Here is a 15,730-nt window from a genome sequence, read left to right on the forward strand (position 1 = left end):
TTACCGAACTTCGTAATAGCGAACCGGTTCTTGCTGTTCCGCAACCGCATCGCTTATAACAGCTTGGTGCACTTCATCGCTGTAATCGCCATGAGGCATAGGTTCTAAACCCAAGCGTTCGAACAAGGCGAGGTCGTGATTCGTTTCAGGGTTGGCAGTGGTTAATAACCGTTCGCCATAAAAAATTGAGTTAGCGCCAGCCATGAAGCAAAGGGCCTGCAGTTCGTCACTCATCGATTCCCGTCCGGCAGATAAGCGCACAAACGACTGCGGCATCAGAATACGCGCAATAGCAATGGTGCGAACGAATTCAAACGGGTCCATATCGTCCAGCTTTGCAAAGGGGGTCCCTTCAACTTTAACCAGCATATTCACTGGCACGCTTTCTGGGTGTTGCGGTAAGTTTGCCAATTGTGCCAATAATCCGGCGCGATCACGGCGACTTTCCCCCATACCAACAATACCCCCAGCACAAACTTTCATACCGGCATCGCGAACATTTTGTAGGGTCGATAAGCGGTCAGCATAGGTGCGTGTTGTAATGATTTTGCCGTAAAACTCGGGTGAGGTATCCAAATTGTGATTGTAATAATCGAGTCCAGCTTGCTTTAATACTTGCGCTTGCTGCGGGCTTAGCATGCCCAGTGTCATGCAGGTTTCCAAGCCAAGTTCTTTAACGCCCTTTACCATTTCAACTACGTACGGCATGTCACGATCTTTCGGGTTTCGCCATGCTGCGCCCATACAAAATCGGCTTGCGCCCTGCTCTTTGGCTGACTTGGCTTCGGCCAAAACCTTTTCCACCGCCATCAAGCGCTCTTTATCAACGTCTGTACGATAATGTGCGCTTTGCGGGCAGTATTTGCAGTCCTCTGGGCATGCGCCAGTTTTAATCGATAACAAGGTGCTGACTTGAACCGCATTCGGATCAAAGTTTTCACGATGCACCTGTTGCGCTTGGAATAATAAATCATTAAATGGCAGCGCAAATAACGCTTCAATCTCTTGGATTTGCCAATCATGGCGAATCGTTGCTGACATGTTGAATGTCCTTTTTTATTCGAGTTGCTGAAGATTAGATATTGCACAGGGTACGGAGATTACCTAGACTGTCAACTTCAAATGCACACTTTTAATTACAAACGGCTACTTTTCAATCAATGCTAACAACAGACGACCTTCGTTTTGATCGCGATCACATTTGGCACCCCTACACATCGCTCAACAACCCGCTGCCTGTTTATCCAATAGCTGGTGCCGACGGGTGTGAACTTATTCTCGATGACGGCACCCGACTGATCGATGGCATGTCCTCATGGTGGGCAGCAATCCATGGTTACAATCACCCGGTGTTAAATGCGGCAGCCACCAAGCAAATTAGTAGCATGAGTCATGTCATGTTCGGTGGCATAACCCATCAGCCAGCCATTGATCTTTGCAGAAGCCTGTTGAATGTCGTCCCCAAAGGCCTCAACAAAGTATTTTTGGCTGACTCCGGCTCGGTATCCGTTGAAGTTGCAATAAAGATGGCGGTGCAATATTGGTTTAGCCGCAACCAGCCCGATAAAAATCGCATGGCAACCATTCGGGGCGGTTATCATGGCGACACCTTTGCGGCGATGTCGGTATGTGACCCCGTTAATGGCATGCACAGCTTATTTAAAGGCAGTCTGCGCGAGCAACTCTTCGCGCCAACGCCAGAGATTGGCCCGGACGATACGTGGCACCCCGAAGCGTTATTGCCGCTGCAACAGCTTCTTGAAAACCATCAGCACGAATTAGCAGCACTTATTCTGGAACCAATCGTTCAGGGTGCGGGAGGAATGCGTTTCTATCATCCAGAATATTTACGTGGTGCGCGTGAACTCTGCGATAAATACCAAGTGCTATTAATTGCGGACGAAATAGCGACAGGTTTCGGCCGCACGGGTAAACTCTTCGCTTGTGAACATGCAGACATCACGCCGGACATTATGTGTATTGGTAAGGCGTTAACTGGGGGCTACCTCACGCAAGCGGCGGTACTGTGTACCAACACCGTCGCCGACAGCATTAGCGCAGGCCCGGCTGGTGGCACCTTCATGCATGGCCCAACCTTTATGGGCAATCCGCTCGCTTGCGCAATCGCTACTGCCAGCTTAAAACTGCTATTGGACAGCCCGTGGCAGCAACAGGTTCATGCCATTGAGGCACAGTTACGTACAGAACTTGCAGTGGCAAAAGCTTACCCACAGGTCGCTGACGTACGTTGCTTTGGCGCGATAGGCGTTATTGAAATGCATAAACCGATTGATGTTGCTAAGGCCCAGCGGCTGTGTGTCGATAATGGGGTATGGATTCGCCCCTTCGGTAAGCTTATTTATGTGATGCCGCCCTTCATAATTTCGTCATCACAATTGACACAATTAACCCAAACCATGTGCAGGCTTGCGGCATCTGCGTGATTTTCTCTTGAGTCTGACGCAAAGCAAGGTAACATATCAGCCTATTTTGTCTTTACACCCTAACTTACGGAGTTTGTAGGCCCATGTCCTTCGCTACAATTGTCGATGTTTTATCGGGAAAAGTTGCCGTTGGTGATGAAGTGACTGTGCGCGGGTGGGTTCGTACCCGTCGCGACTCAAAAGCAGGCATTTCATTTATTAACGTGCATGATGGTTCGTGTTTTGATCCAATTCAGGCGGTTGTCCCGAATAATCTCGATAATTATGAGAGCGAAGTGCTTAAGTTGACGACAGGCTGCAGTGTCGCCGTTACCGGCACCGTGGCAGAATCAGCTGGCAAAGGTCAAAGCTTCGAAATTCAGGCGACTGGGCTGCATGTCTACGGTTTTGTTGAAGACCCTGACACTTACCCGATGTCACCAAAGCCACACTCTATGGAATACCTGCGTGAATTTGCGCATTTACGTCCGCGCACCAATATCACCGGTGCTGTAATGCGGGTTCGTAACTGCCTATCGCAAGCATTACATCGTTTCTTCCATGAACGCGGCTACCTCTGGGTGGCAACCCCTATTATTACAGCATCTGATGCCGAAGGTGCTGGCGAACTGTTCCGTGTTTCTACGTTAGACATGATGAACTTACCGCGCACGGAAGCAGGTCAGATTGATTACAGCAAAGACTTTTTTGGTAAAGAAGCCTTCCTCACTGTTTCTGGCCAGCTAAACGGTGAGACCTACGCTTGTGCCTTAAGCAAAATTTATACCTTTGGCCCTACTTTTCGCGCTGAAAACTCGAACACCAGCCGCCATTTGGCTGAGTTCTGGATGGTCGAGCCTGAAGTTGCGTTTGCTGACTTAAACGACATCGCTTACTTGGCTGAAGATATGCTGAAGTATTGTATCAATGCGGTACTTGAAGAACGGGCGGATGACATGGCGTTTTTCCAACAGCGCGTGGATAAAAATGTACTTGATCGTCTGAATCATGTGGTTAGCAACAAGTTTGTGCATATGGATTATACCGACGCGGTGGAGATTCTGCAGAACTGCGGTAAAAAGTTTGAGTACCCCGTAGAATGGGGTACTGATTTACAGTCAGAACACGAACGTTATTTAGCTGAAGAGCACGTCGGTGCGCCTATTGTGCTGAAAAACTATCCGAAAGACATCAAAGCGTTTTACATGCGCCAAAATGATGATGGTAAAACTGTTGCAGCAATGGACGTATTGGCACCGGGTATTGGCGAAATTATCGGCGGCAGCGCACGTGAAGAGCGCCTGGAGCGTCTCGACGCTCGTATGACGGAGCTCGGCCTACCGATTGAAGATTACAGCTGGTATCGTGACCTGCGTCGCTATGGCACCGCTCCACATGCTGGTTTTGGGCTCGGTTTTGAACGCTTGGTTACCTATGTAACCGGCATGGGTAACATCCGTGATGTGATTCCATTCCCGCGGGCACCAAAGTCTGCTGAATTTTAGTTATCAACACGCATAAAAAAACCAGCTTCGGCTGGTTTTTTATTACCTTATTCAGGAAAACGAACTTTGCTTTGGATATCTTTATCGGGCTTTATTGGCGTAGGAACCGCCGGCGTACCCACGTAGAGAAAACCAACAATGGCATCATCCGGTGACAAACCAAGCTCGCCCTTTACCTGTTCATCTTCTGCAAACCAGCCCGTGCGCCAAATCGCGCCAAGCCCCTGCGCAAAGGCTGCTTGCTGCATAAGTAATGCGGTGCAAGCTGCACTCGCTAACTGCTCATCGCGCGGCACTTTATCGTGAGGTTGATACTTCATTGCAACCGCAATAACTAAGGGCGCCCGTAACGGCAGTTGACTTGCCTGCACCACCTGAGCTTCGGCCAAACCTTTCTCTGCAGACGCGCGCTGAAACACTTGACCCAGCTGTTGCCTGTTGCTGCCTTCATAAACAATAAACTCATAGGGCATCAAGGCCATATGATCAGGCGCCCGGCCCGCGGCCTTTAGCATCAAGTTAAACTGTTCTGAAGTTGGGCCAGGTTCTATAAGACGTGGCATGGATGAACGTTGTGTAAGCAGTTCCAGAGCGTGCATAAAATCCTCAAGGCAATGAAGCAAAGCGACAGATTTGTTTGAACAGCTAGCTTAGCAAATGATCACGCTCTGTTACATTGTCTTACTGGTTTCTGAGAAAATTCTACTGTAATCTTCATGGCATCTGTCATTAAATTTGGGATTCCTACGTATGAGCGGGACTGCTTCGGTATTCAAGAAACTCTTCGGCCTGATAAACACGATTCGCAAAATCATTGTGAATATCGTGTTTTTTATCGTTCTTATTATTGTCATCAGCTTATTTGCAGCTGACGAAGAGCCGATTCGTGTGCCAGACAACGGTGTACTGGTTCTAGAACTAAATGGTCGTTTAGTTGAAGAAAAAACATGGGTTGATCCAGTCGATGCGTTTTTTGACGAAATGCTCGGCGGCAGCGGTGCCCCAGCAGAAGTTTTAGTGAACGACGTGGTAAGCGCAATTGAAAATGCGGCAACCGATGATCGAATTAGCGGTATCCAGCTAAATATAAGCAGTTTTGCGGGTGGCGGTCTCAACAAAATGCAAGTACTGGGCGAGGCGTTAGCGCAGTTCCGCGAAACCGGCAAACCGGTAATGACCTATGCCGACGCGTATTCGCAAGATCAGTATTACGTCGCAGCTCATGCCGATAAAATCTATCTGAATCCGCTCGGCATGCTTATGTTTGAAGGCTATGGGTCATATCGCCTGTATTTCCAAGAGCTGCTCGAAAAACTAAAAATCAGCACCCACGTATTTAAGGTTGGTGCCTATAAGTCAGCAGTAGAGCCTTACACGCGTAATGATATGTCTGAGCAAGCACGTGAAGCCAATAAGATGCTGTATGACGAACTTTGGCAGACCTATATTAATGACTTAGCCGAACTGCGTGACATTGATACCCGTATGCTCTCTGGCGACATCAATGACTTTTTAGCAGCTATTGAACAGCACGATAACGATTTTGCCAAAATGGCAGTGGCCACTGGCTTGGTTGATGCACTGTATTCGCGCGAACAATTCCGCCAAGAAATGATTACCCTCACCGGCTTGGATAAAGACGAGAAAAGCTGGCGCAAAATTGATCATGAAGATTATTTAGAGTCGCTCAATGGTCAAGCTTATTCAGCGGAAGAAACTGACCGCGCCAATATCGCTGTGGTGGTCGCACGTGGTGTTATTGTCGATGGCCATCAGAAACCAGGTTCAATTGGCGGTGATAGCACAGCTGAATTATTACGCAAAGCGCGCCTTGATGATCAAGTGAAAGCCGTGGTGTTGCGTATCGATAGCCCAGGCGGTAGCGGTTTTGCTTCTGAAGTTATTCGTCAGGAATTACTTGAACTGCAAAAAGCTGGCAAGCCAGTTATCGCATCCATGAGCAGCGTTGCGGCTTCTGGCGGTTATTGGATTGCGGCGAGCGCCGATGAAATCTGGGCGTCACCATCAACCATTACCGGCTCCATTGGCGTGTTTGGTATGTTCTTTACTATCGAAAACTCCCTGGCTGAAATTGGTGTTTACAACGACGGTTACCACACCACTAACCTGCCGGTATTGGACATCACACGCGGCCTCGACGATGCGGCAAAACAAATGGTGCAACTAACCATCGAGAAATTCTATCGTGATTTCGTTGGTATGGTTGCTGAAAGTCGCGATATGACCTACGACGCCGTGCATCAAGTGGCGCAAGGTCGTGTATGGACTGGCGCTCAAGCGCAGAAGTTCGGCTTAGTTGATAAACTTGGTGAGCTTGATGATGCCATTCGTGCAGCAGCCGAGTTTGCAGATATTGTTGAGTATGACGTGCAAGTTATTGAGCCTGAATTGTCGGTTCGCGAACAGTTCATGCGTGACTTATTTGGTCAGGCCAGCTTGATTTTACCAAGCTCACTTGTCGAGAAAAATCACTCACCGATTGAAATGCAATTGCAACGTGTTTGGCAGGAAGTTAAATTAGTCGACAAATTTAACGATCCAAACGGTGTTTATGCACTGTGCGAACTCTGTCCACTACGGTAATTCATGACTAAAAAACGTATTTATGTCGCCTACACAGGCGGCACCATAGGAATGCAAAAATCGGCACAGGGATACATTCCTGTGCCCGGTTTTTTAACCGAATGTGTTCAGCGTATGCCCGAGTTTTATCGCGAGGAAATGCCTGAATTCACCATTCATGAATACACCCCTTTAATGGATTCATCGGACATGTCGCCAGCCGACTGGCAGCACATTGCCGAAGACATCCGCAGCCATTACAGCGACTACGACGGTTTTGTCATTCTCCACGGAACCGACACCATGGCCTACACAGCCTCAGCGCTGTCGTTTATGTTCGAAAACCTAGCCAAGCCGGTAATTATTACCGGGTCTCAGATTCCACTTGCTGCGCTACGCTCGGATGGTCAAACGAATCTACTCAATGCCTTGTACATTGCAGCAAATTATCCAATTCACGAAGTCGGTCTGTTTTTTAACAACATACTGTACCGCGGCAATCGTGCTACAAAAGCTGACGCTAATGGGTTTAATGCATTTGATTCGCCAAATTTTTCACCGTTATTGCGGGCTGGTATCCAAATATCCGTTGAAGCTGGTGAAGTGAATGCGTTGGGTCATGAACCATTACGTCTTACTCCAGTAACCCCACAGGCTATTGGTGTGGTCACCTTATACCCAGGCATCTCGGCCGCTATTTTTGATAATATGCTCCAACAGCCTGTTAAAGCGCTAATCATGCAAAGTTACGGTGTGGGTAATGCCCCACAAGACCCGCAGCTTTTAGCGAGCTTGCGGCGTGCAATTGAACAAGGTACGGTAGTGCTCAATTGCACCCAATGCTTCAAAGGTAAAGTGAACATGGGCGGTTACGCAACGGGCAACGCACTGGCACAAGTGGGCGTAGTCAGTGGTCATGACATGACTGTTGAAGCTGCTTTAACCAAACTTCATTACCTGTTGTCTCAAGACTTGTCGCAATCAGAGATCAATAACCTATTAGAAACCAACTTACGCGGTGAGTTGACCGCTTAAGTTGCTCGTCCATTAAAACAACAATAAGAAATAGAAAAATGGCCCTAAAATCTCCTGCTTTTTCATCGCGAATTGGATTTATTCTAGCTGCTGCGGGCTCTGCCGTCGGTGTAGGTAACATATGGGGGTTTCCAACCCAAGCCGCACAAAATGGCGGTGGTGCGTTCTTATTGGTTTATCTACTCATGGTTGCCCTACTCGCTTATCCAATGTTAGTTGCTGAATTAACCATTGGCCGTATGCGTCAACGCAACCCGGTAGAGGCGCTGCGCGCACTCAGCGACAAACCGTTTTGGCGTAATTTCGGTGCGCTTACCGGAATTGTTGGCCTTGTGGTTTTGTCGCTCATATTGAGCTTCTATGCAATTGTGTCAGGTTGGCTTCTGGCATTTATGTTCGCGCCGTTAGCCGAACTAATGGGCTTTACTGCAGCAGCAACTTGGTTGACCGACTTTAGCGTGCAGCGCAACATGATCATGATGGTACTGTTTCTAGTACTCACCGTGCACGTTGTTCGCTCAGGCGTAACCGATGGTATCGAGCGATGGTCACGCCGCTTAATGCCGTTGTTGTTTGTTTTATTAATAGCTATGGCACTCTATATTCTTACGCTTCCAGGCGCTATTGATGGCTTAAAGATGTACCTGACACCTGACTTTGAACAGGTCACCAACCCCAATCTCATTATTCGTGCCATGGGCCAAGCATTTTTCTCGCTCAGTTTGGGTGTATGTTGCATGATGACCTACGGTGCTTATTTATCAAAAGACGAGCATTTACCGCGCACCGCAGGTTGGGTTGCTGGGCTTGATACCTCAGTCGCATTTTTGGCGGGCCTCTTGATCCTACCAGCAATGTTCGCTGCACAAGAACTAGGCGTTGAAATCTACGATCAAGCCGGTCAACTGCTTTCCAGTGACACGCTGGTATTCAACGTACTACCGGCAATGTTCGAATCGATGGGCTATGTCGGTTTATGGGTGGGTCTCGCGTTTTTCGCGTTGATGGTCATTGCCGCAATCACCTCATCCATTTCTATGTTAGAAGCACCGGTTAATGCATTGGTTGAAGAAACCGGGCAGTCTCGTGCCCAAATGGTTTGGGTGGTAGGTGCAACAATTGGCTTAATTTCGTCGTTAATCATTTACAATTTTTCAGCCTTGTTCGGTGCGGTAGTGACACTTACAACCGTATACATGCAACCCCTACTCGCACTCATCTTTGGTCTGCTATTAACTTGGGTACTGCGTCAAAACTATTTACTGAAAGCCCTGCAAGACGGCGCGCCAGAAATGGAATCAAGTTGGTTTTGGAAAATCTGGCCATGGTACGTGAAGTTTATATGCCCAGTATTGATTTTACTGGTTATCTGGCGTGGCTAAGTCTCTATAAAATCAGCTGACATTCGTAATAAAAAAAGGCTCGGGACCAATCCAAGTTGTCCCGAGCTCAGGGGAATGGCTCAAGGGATTGAGCCGTGCGCTAACTCGATAAATGTCGAGGGTAAGATTTATTGTAGACATAAATTTACCAAATGCGAATTTTTTGTGTAAAAAACGTACAAAAAATTATTTGCGCACGTGCTTAAACAATGAATAAAAGTTTTGCGTCGTAACTTTTGCCACTTCAGCGAGGCTCAAACCTTTCACGTCCGCGACGCATTTAGCTACATCAACCACATAAGCTGGCTGATTTTCTTTGCCACGGTGCGGCACCGGTGCTAACCAAGGGCTGTCCGTTTCAATTAACAATCGCTCTAGCGGTAATGCCTGCACCACTTCGCGCAGTTCGGTCGCGTTACGAAACGATGCTATGCCCGATATCGAAATATAGAAATCAAGATGTTCAATGGCCTGCTGCGCCATTTCAAGTGATTCAGTGAAGCAGTGTAAAACGCCTCCACAGCGCTGCGCCTGTCCCTCACGTAACATCGCAATGGTGTCCTCACGCGCATCTCGAGTATGAATGATCAACGGTTTATCAAGCTCATTTGCGAGTTCAATATGGTACGCAAAGCTATCTTGCTGAATAGGACGGCTCTCCGGATCGTAAAAATAATCCAAACCCGTTTCGCCAATGGCAACTACTTCCGGCTCTGCAGCCCATTTACGTAACTGGTTGCGGTCAAGCGGATGCTTAGCAACGTACAACGGATGCACACCGCAGGAAATACTTACATCTGGGAAATCAGCAACTTGGTTGCGCATGGCAGGAAAATCATCAAGGGTCACGCCAATACAAAGCATGTGCTCTACTTTTGCTGCGCGCGCAGCTTGAACAATTTTAGAAAATTGCCCATCGAAATTTTTTAGGTCTATTTTGTCAAGATGACAATGGGAATCGACAAACACAACAACTCCTCTAGGATGTCTTACATGGTGGCGGTTGGCGTGCCCGTATTACCTATCGCAGCAAGCTTCGATTCAATCATATTTTTCAGCATCGCTTTATCATCGATAAACTGAACGCCAACGCCCTGTTGCTCTGGGCGCCCCGGCTTTGATGGAGCTAACCAGACGACTTTGCACTTCACAAAAACCGAATTTTGTTCACCAAACAAACGTACCTCCAACAGAAATTCATCACCATTTTTCAGAGGTTCATCTGTTGTTAGAAACAAGCCCCCACCTTTGATAAATGGCATGTAATAGCGCCGCAGCTGGGCTTCAGTGCCCAACACGATACGTTTTTTCGGTAACGCGGCCTCTGCTTGTGCTACGGTTTGTGTTTCCATTGTAACCACTGTTGTTGTAATAGTAATGGTACGTTTAAGCCAGCTTGTTCACTTGTTGTTTTGCGCAAATTGTAACATAAAGCAAGCCAAGCATTGATTTCAGCAACGGTTATCTGTTCTCTTTGCAGCCAATCGACAGCGAGTTGATAGCTGCCCGGAAATCTTAAGCGCTGCTGTGCAACGCGTTGTTTAATCCGAATTAACTCATGCAACCATGCTTCGCTTGCATCGAGCCAGCCAGCCCAATCACTCTTAGTTGGCAAAGGCCACTTGCTATCTACGCAACAAGCCTGAGCCAAACGCCCAACATAGTCAATGTTATCACTAACTTCGCCTTTTAATGCGGCAAGAGCATGTAAAGGTGCACCTAAAAACTGTTGGCTACGCAATTGCTCTTCAGGCGTTAAACTGCGTCCTAATTGTTGCACCAGCCACGCTTCAATCTCCGGCCAGCTCGGCTCATTTAATGTGTGCAGCCGCATGCGACTGCGAATCGTTGGCAACAGCGCACTGGTACGCTCAGGGCTCAAGATAATATACGTGTTTGCGGTAGGTTCTTCGAGTGTTTTTAACAGCGCGTTTGCAGCTTCTGTGGTCATGCGTTCGGCATTTTTTATCCAAGCCACTTTTGCACCATGCTGGCTTGCTGTCTGCTGCAATGCCTGAGTGAGCTCACGAATTTTATCCACGCCGATGGCACGATTATCCTCGCTACGAAGCACGTAGTAGTCTGGGTGTGTTTCAGATTGAACCAGCAAGCAGCTTTTACAGCGCCCACAAGCACGTTGTGTTGGTTGTAAACACAACAAATAATGCGCCAAGGCTTGGGTGTATGCCTCAGCCCCCAAACCTTCACGTGCTGGAATGCAATGTGCATGACCAAAGCGTTGTTGCTGGTAATCTGAAACAACCTGCCGCCACGATTCACGCAACCAAGGTAAACTCATGTCGCCTCTGCGTTAATTAAATAAATGCTGTTCAAGTTCATGAAGTAAGTCGCGATGAACCGACTCCATGTCTTGATTGCTGTTAATGACGCAAATATTCGCATCATTCTCGGCAATCTCTAAATACCGGTTTCGAGTGCGTTCGAAAAATGCAACGTCTTCTTGCTCAATGCGATCAAGCTCACCGCGCTCACGCGCGCGGGCCAATCCTTTTTGGGGATCAACATCGAGTAGTAAGGTAAGATCAGGAACAAAATCGCCTAACACCAGTTTTCGTAATGCCGTTAGCTTTTCATCACCGAGTTGACGTCCGCCGCCCTGGTAGGCTCTGGAAGACAAGTCATGACGATCGGCAATAACCCAAATACCCTTAGCCAATGCCGGCTTGATAACATTCTCAACCAGTTGTGAACGACTGGCGTACATCAGCAGCAATTCCGTTTCAGCCGTTAGCTTTTCTTCCCAATCACCCTTTACTAAATCTCGAATCGCCTCAGCAAGCTTCGTTCCGCCGGGTTCACGAACCGTTTGTGTGGCAATTCCTTTAGCATGCAGGTGATTCACAACACTCGCCATAGCGGAGCTCTTACCTGCCCCTTCCAGGCCTTCAATTACGATAAACTTGCCGCTTGGCATTAGTTTTGATTCCTTTGGTATTTATTAACCGCGCGGTTGTGTTCCGCCAGTGTTTTGGAAAAAACATGGCCACCCGAACCATCCGCCACAAAATAAAAATAATCCGTTGTTTCAGGGTGAGCCGCGGCTTCGAGGCTACTAAGACTTGGCATGGCAATTGGAGTTGGCGGCAACCCATTAATTCGATAGGTATTGTACGCAGTTTGTTCGCGTAAATGTGCGCGCGTTAAATTGCCATCAAAGTCGTCGATTCCATATATTGTGGTTGGATCAGACTGCAAGCGCATACCGGCCCGCAAACGATTTATAAACACGGAACTTACCCGTTTACGTTCGCCACTTAATCCTGTTTCTTTTTCAATGATTGAAGCCATAATAAGCAACTCGAAAGCATTTTCATAGGGTAAATCGGCGTCACGCGAAGCCCACACAGTAGATAACTCGCCCTGCATGCGCTGAAAAGCTTGTTTGAGGATATCAATATCTTTGGTGCCAGCGGTGTAGTTGTACGTGTCAGGGAAAAACTGGCCTTCAAAAGACGCCATCTCCACATTCAGGTGCGAAGCGAGTTGTTGATTCAGTTCCTTACGCGGAACATTTTGCAAGGTTTGCTTCAAATGGTCGCTTTGCTGCAGTTGCTGCAACCATTCGAGCAGCGTGCGCCCCTCAACGAGTGCTACACGAAATTGATATTGTTCGCCGTTACGCAGCTTTTGCCAAAGCCCCTTCACTGTGTCTTCGGGCATTACTTGATACACGCCCGCCTGTAACCGCTCAGGCTTATCCAATATCCGACTGGCGAGATACGTGGGGGTAACCTGCAACTGGGCACCTTGACTGTTGAGTTGGGAAATAATTGTACGTGCGTGCATGCCGCGTTTTACTTCGAATAGTAAAGGTTCAGGCATACCTAAAGGTTGCTGTAATTGTTTGAACCCGTACCAAATTAGAAAAACACAGATAGCGAGTGCGATTACACTCGCAGCAATTAAGAATTGTATAAAACGTTTGAATACCACTGATGAACAACCTCTGGTAATAGCGCCTTGGGTAACACACGTTCGTCTATCTTCGCGATAGGCCGTGGACCCAACACAGTATTGCACAAAAAAGCCTGCTGAGCTGAGGCAACCGAAGCATAAGTAGCTTCGGTAGGTATTGCTTCAAGCAACACGGCGGCGCAGATTTCAGCTTGCATAATACCGGCTATGCCGGCCGTTTTTAACAGCGGAATCCGCCAGTTATCGCCATCATACCAGAATAAATTGCTGCTGATCGCCTCTACAATGTGAAGCTGTGAATCACAAACTAATAAGTCATCAACGCCGAGCAAATCACGCTCCTGTGTCAACAGAACTTGTTCCAGGCGATTCAACGTTTTCAAGCCAGCCAGCAGCGGCTGTTGGGCTAACCGAAGTTTTGCTTGTGCAACGCTTAAGCCTTGGGTCGACCACTGCGGTAAATCAGAGATTGTCACGTACCAGTTAATCGGTTGGTTCGCTGCAACACCATAGCCGCGCTGGCTAACACCTCGGGTAATAATGAGTTTTACCACACAGTGTTGATGCTCGGCAGCTATATGTTCCAATAATGACAGCACCTGCTCTTGCTCAGGTATTGCCATCGCCAAGCGTTCAGAGGCGATCGATAAACGTTGCCAGTGACGCGGCCAATATTCTATACGGTGGTGCCGAATAACGAGTGTAGTGAAGTGCCCATCGCCGAATTGCAGGCCACGGTCAAGGGATTGTGATGAGAGGGGTTGCCCATTGAGCCACATACAAAAAAGGCGGAATTTTCATTCCGCCTTTCCGAATTCGATGACTTAGTCGTTTGCGTGATTTTTCACGTAATCGATAGCAGCTTCAACGGTTCTGATTTTCTCTGCTTCTTCGTCTGGAATCTCGGTCTCAAACTCTTCTTCCAGAGCCATTACCAATTCAACGATGTCCAGCGAGTCTGCACCAAGGTCATTTTCAAAAGAAGCTTCTAATTTCACTTCTTCTTCTTTAACACCTAGTTGTTCAACGATGATTTTTTTTACGCGTTCTTCAATAGTACTCATTGTATATATGTCCCTTGATTTTAGGTCACGAGTTCAAAATTGGGCTTAGTGTAGTGAATGACGCGACAATAATAAAGCAAAAATTGGTCTAACCTTGACAGGTCGTACCCCTTGCCGCGAAAAATCACTTATACCATTGCCATGCCACCGTTTACGTGGATGGTTTCGCCCGTAATATATGCAGCGCCTGGTGAAGCTAAAAACACCACAGCTGCAGCAATTTCTTCTGGTTGGCCCAAGCGCGATGCCGGTATATTGGCGAAAATCGCTTGTTTCTGGTCATCTGTCAACGCTTTGGTCATATCCGTATCAATAAAACCTGGCGCTACGCAATTCACCGTGATACCACGCGCAGCTATCTCTTTCGCTAACGCCTTGGTAAACCCAGCCAAACCAGCTTTAGCAGCGCAATAGTTTGCTTGGCCAGGGTTGCCCGTGGTACCAACTACCGATGAAATATTGATAATACGCCCTTGCCGACGTTTCATCATACCGCGCATAACCCCTTTGCTTAAACGATAAACAGACTTTAAGTTGGTGTCCATGACACTATCCCACTCATCGTCTTTCATTCGCATCAGCAGGTTATCGCGGGTAATTCCGGCATTATTGACAAGAATATCCAACTGCCCATAGGTGCTGTCAATATGCTTCAATACTGCCGCAATACTATCTGCATCCGTTACATTCAACGCAAGGCCTTCGCCGTTTGCGCCTAAATAATCGCTAATAGCTTGAGCACCCTTTTCAGTCGTCGCGGTGCCAATAACTTTGACACCACGTGCCACCAATTGTTCGGCAATTGCTTTACCAATACCACGACTGGCGCCGGTTACTAAGGCAACTTGCCCTTCTAGATTCATTAAGTCAGACATATCATTTCCTTGCTGCTAGAGCCTCAGCGGTATTTACCGCTTCACCCTGAATGGCTTTGTCGATTCGTTTATTTAACCCGGTAAGCACTTTACCTGGGCCAATTTCAAAAATTTCTGTAACACCCTGCTGCACCAGATATTCAACAGTTTCGGTCCATCGTACTGGTGAATGAAGCTGACGAACCAATGCGTCACGAATTTTATCAGCTTCGCGTGGCGCTTCTACATCCACATTATTCACGACCGGAACTTGCGGAGTATTTACCGTCAATTTACCGAGTTCAACCGCCATTTGGTCTGCCGCAGGCTGCATGAGCGAGCAATGCGATGGCACACTTACCGGTAACGGCAGTGCGCGCTTCGCGCCAGCTTTAATGCAGGCCGCGCCGGCACGCTCAACTGCTGCTTTATGGCCTGCAATTACAACCTGCCCCGGTGAATTAAAGTTCACCGCTGCTACAACTTCTTCTCCAGCTGACTCTGCACAAGCCTGCTTAACCAAGTCGTCATCTAAGCCAATAATTGCGGCCATCGCGCCAACACCAGCTGGCACCGCAGATTGCATCAACTTGCCGCGGGTAGCGACCAGCTTTACCGCATCTTTAAAATCTAAAGCACCGGCACACACCAGCGCAGAATACTCGCCCAAGCTATGCCCGGCCATCCATTCAGGAGCCGGCACACCAGCCTGTTCTAAGGCGCGGTATAGCGCCACACTCGCAGTTAATAAAGCGGGCTGAGTGCGCTGCGTTTCATTGAGCTGCTCTGCAGGCCCATCTTGCACCAATGCCCATAAGTCATAACCAAGCACATGACTTGCTTCGGCAAAGGTCGCTTCAATGACTGGATATTCGGCGGCTACATCCGCCAACATACCAACAGCTTGTGAACCTTGTCCTGGAAAAACATAAGCTCGCATGAGTACTT

Annotated in this window: 16 protein-coding genes; 5 read left to right on the top strand and 11 right to left on the bottom strand. The window is 47.9% G+C overall.

What is annotated here, in order from left to right:
- On the bottom strand, positions 1-1,041 hold the full coding sequence (gene bioB, locus EGC76_RS03215; RefSeq protein ID WP_128351576.1) for a biotin synthase BioB: 1,041 nt from the start codon (positions 1,039-1,041) through the stop codon (positions 1-3).
- Positions 1,042-1,160: 119 nt separating this feature from the next.
- Here bioB and bioA point away from each other — a divergent pair, with 119 nt between their 5' ends.
- Positions 1,161-2,444: an adenosylmethionine--8-amino-7-oxononanoate transaminase gene (gene bioA, locus EGC76_RS03220; RefSeq protein ID WP_128351577.1), complete on the top strand. Its 1,284-nt coding sequence runs from the start codon at positions 1,161-1,163 to the stop codon at positions 2,442-2,444.
- An 83-nt stretch (positions 2,445-2,527) separates the two neighbouring features.
- The gene (gene asnS / locus EGC76_RS03225; protein WP_128351578.1) at positions 2,528-3,928 is read left to right on the top strand and encodes an asparagine--tRNA ligase; all 1,401 of its coding nucleotides are present in this window, start codon (positions 2,528-2,530) and stop codon (positions 3,926-3,928) included.
- 47 nt (positions 3,929-3,975) lie between these two features.
- On the opposite strand, the gene EGC76_RS03230 is transcribed toward asnS, so the two are convergent.
- Positions 3,976-4,527: a nitroreductase family protein gene (locus tag EGC76_RS03230; protein WP_128351579.1), complete on the bottom strand. Its 552-nt coding sequence runs from the start codon at positions 4,525-4,527 to the stop codon at positions 3,976-3,978.
- A 151-nt stretch (positions 4,528-4,678) separates the two neighbouring features.
- Between EGC76_RS03230 and sppA the strand changes: the two genes are divergently transcribed.
- Genes sppA through EGC76_RS03245 form a run of 3 tightly spaced genes read left to right on the top strand, consistent with a single transcriptional unit; the run spans position 4,679 to position 8,928 of the window.
- The gene (sppA, locus tag EGC76_RS03235) at positions 4,679-6,532 is read left to right on the top strand and encodes a signal peptide peptidase SppA (RefSeq protein ID WP_128351580.1); all 1,854 of its coding nucleotides are present in this window, start codon (positions 4,679-4,681) and stop codon (positions 6,530-6,532) included.
- Between the two features lie 3 nt (positions 6,533-6,535).
- Complete coding sequence (gene ansA, locus EGC76_RS03240) at positions 6,536-7,546, top strand: asparaginase (RefSeq protein WP_128351581.1); 1,011 nt, start codon at positions 6,536-6,538, stop codon at positions 7,544-7,546.
- A gap of 38 nt (positions 7,547-7,584) precedes the next feature.
- Positions 7,585-8,928: a sodium-dependent transporter gene (locus EGC76_RS03245; RefSeq protein WP_128351582.1), complete on the top strand. Its 1,344-nt coding sequence runs from the start codon at positions 7,585-7,587 to the stop codon at positions 8,926-8,928.
- Positions 8,929-9,114: 186 nt separating this feature from the next.
- Here the strand turns inward: EGC76_RS03245 and EGC76_RS03250 are convergent, their stop codons facing one another.
- The 9 genes from EGC76_RS03250 to fabD all read right to left on the bottom strand — a co-directional run bounded on the left by EGC76_RS03250 (position 9,115) and on the right by fabD (position 15,722).
- On the bottom strand, positions 9,115-9,897 hold the full coding sequence (locus tag EGC76_RS03250; RefSeq protein WP_128351583.1) for a TatD family hydrolase: 783 nt from the start codon (positions 9,895-9,897) through the stop codon (positions 9,115-9,117).
- A gap of 20 nt (positions 9,898-9,917) precedes the next feature.
- Entirely contained in the window at positions 9,918-10,280 is a 363-nt protein-coding gene (locus EGC76_RS03255) for a PilZ domain-containing protein (protein ID WP_128351584.1), read from the bottom strand.
- Positions 10,262-11,227 (bottom strand): hypothetical protein, encoded by a 966-nt coding sequence (locus EGC76_RS03260; protein WP_128351585.1) that lies wholly within the window; start codon positions 11,225-11,227, stop codon positions 10,262-10,264. The genes EGC76_RS03255 and EGC76_RS03260 overlap by 19 nt, the downstream gene beginning before the upstream one ends.
- Positions 11,228-11,239: 12 nt before the next feature.
- Entirely contained in the window at positions 11,240-11,863 is a 624-nt protein-coding gene (tmk, locus tag EGC76_RS03265; protein ID WP_128351586.1) for a dTMP kinase, read from the bottom strand.
- On the bottom strand, positions 11,863-12,882 hold the full coding sequence (gene mltG / locus EGC76_RS03270) for an endolytic transglycosylase MltG (protein ID WP_128351587.1): 1,020 nt from the start codon (positions 12,880-12,882) through the stop codon (positions 11,863-11,865). Before mltG ends, tmk begins: the two co-directional genes overlap by 1 nt.
- Entirely contained in the window at positions 12,852-13,643 is a 792-nt protein-coding gene (gene pabC, locus EGC76_RS03275) for an aminodeoxychorismate lyase (RefSeq protein WP_128351588.1), read from the bottom strand. The genes mltG and pabC overlap by 31 nt, the downstream gene beginning before the upstream one ends.
- A 45-nt stretch (positions 13,644-13,688) precedes the next feature.
- Entirely contained in the window at positions 13,689-13,928 is a 240-nt protein-coding gene (gene acpP / locus EGC76_RS03280) for an acyl carrier protein (protein WP_128351589.1), read from the bottom strand.
- A 128-nt stretch (positions 13,929-14,056) separates the two neighbouring features.
- Positions 14,057-14,803: a 3-oxoacyl-ACP reductase FabG gene (gene fabG, locus EGC76_RS03285; protein WP_128351590.1), complete on the bottom strand. Its 747-nt coding sequence runs from the start codon at positions 14,801-14,803 to the stop codon at positions 14,057-14,059.
- Position 14,804: 1 nt separating this feature from the next.
- A complete protein-coding gene (gene fabD, locus EGC76_RS03290) occupies positions 14,805-15,722 on the bottom strand; it encodes an ACP S-malonyltransferase (protein WP_128351591.1) in 918 nt (305 codons plus the stop codon).
- Positions 15,723-15,730 lie beyond the last annotated feature (8 nt).

This window comes from Pseudidiomarina gelatinasegens (genome assembly GCF_004025325.1).
In the GTDB taxonomy this organism is placed as follows: Bacteria; Pseudomonadota; Gammaproteobacteria; order Enterobacterales; family Alteromonadaceae; genus Pseudidiomarina; species Pseudidiomarina gelatinasegens.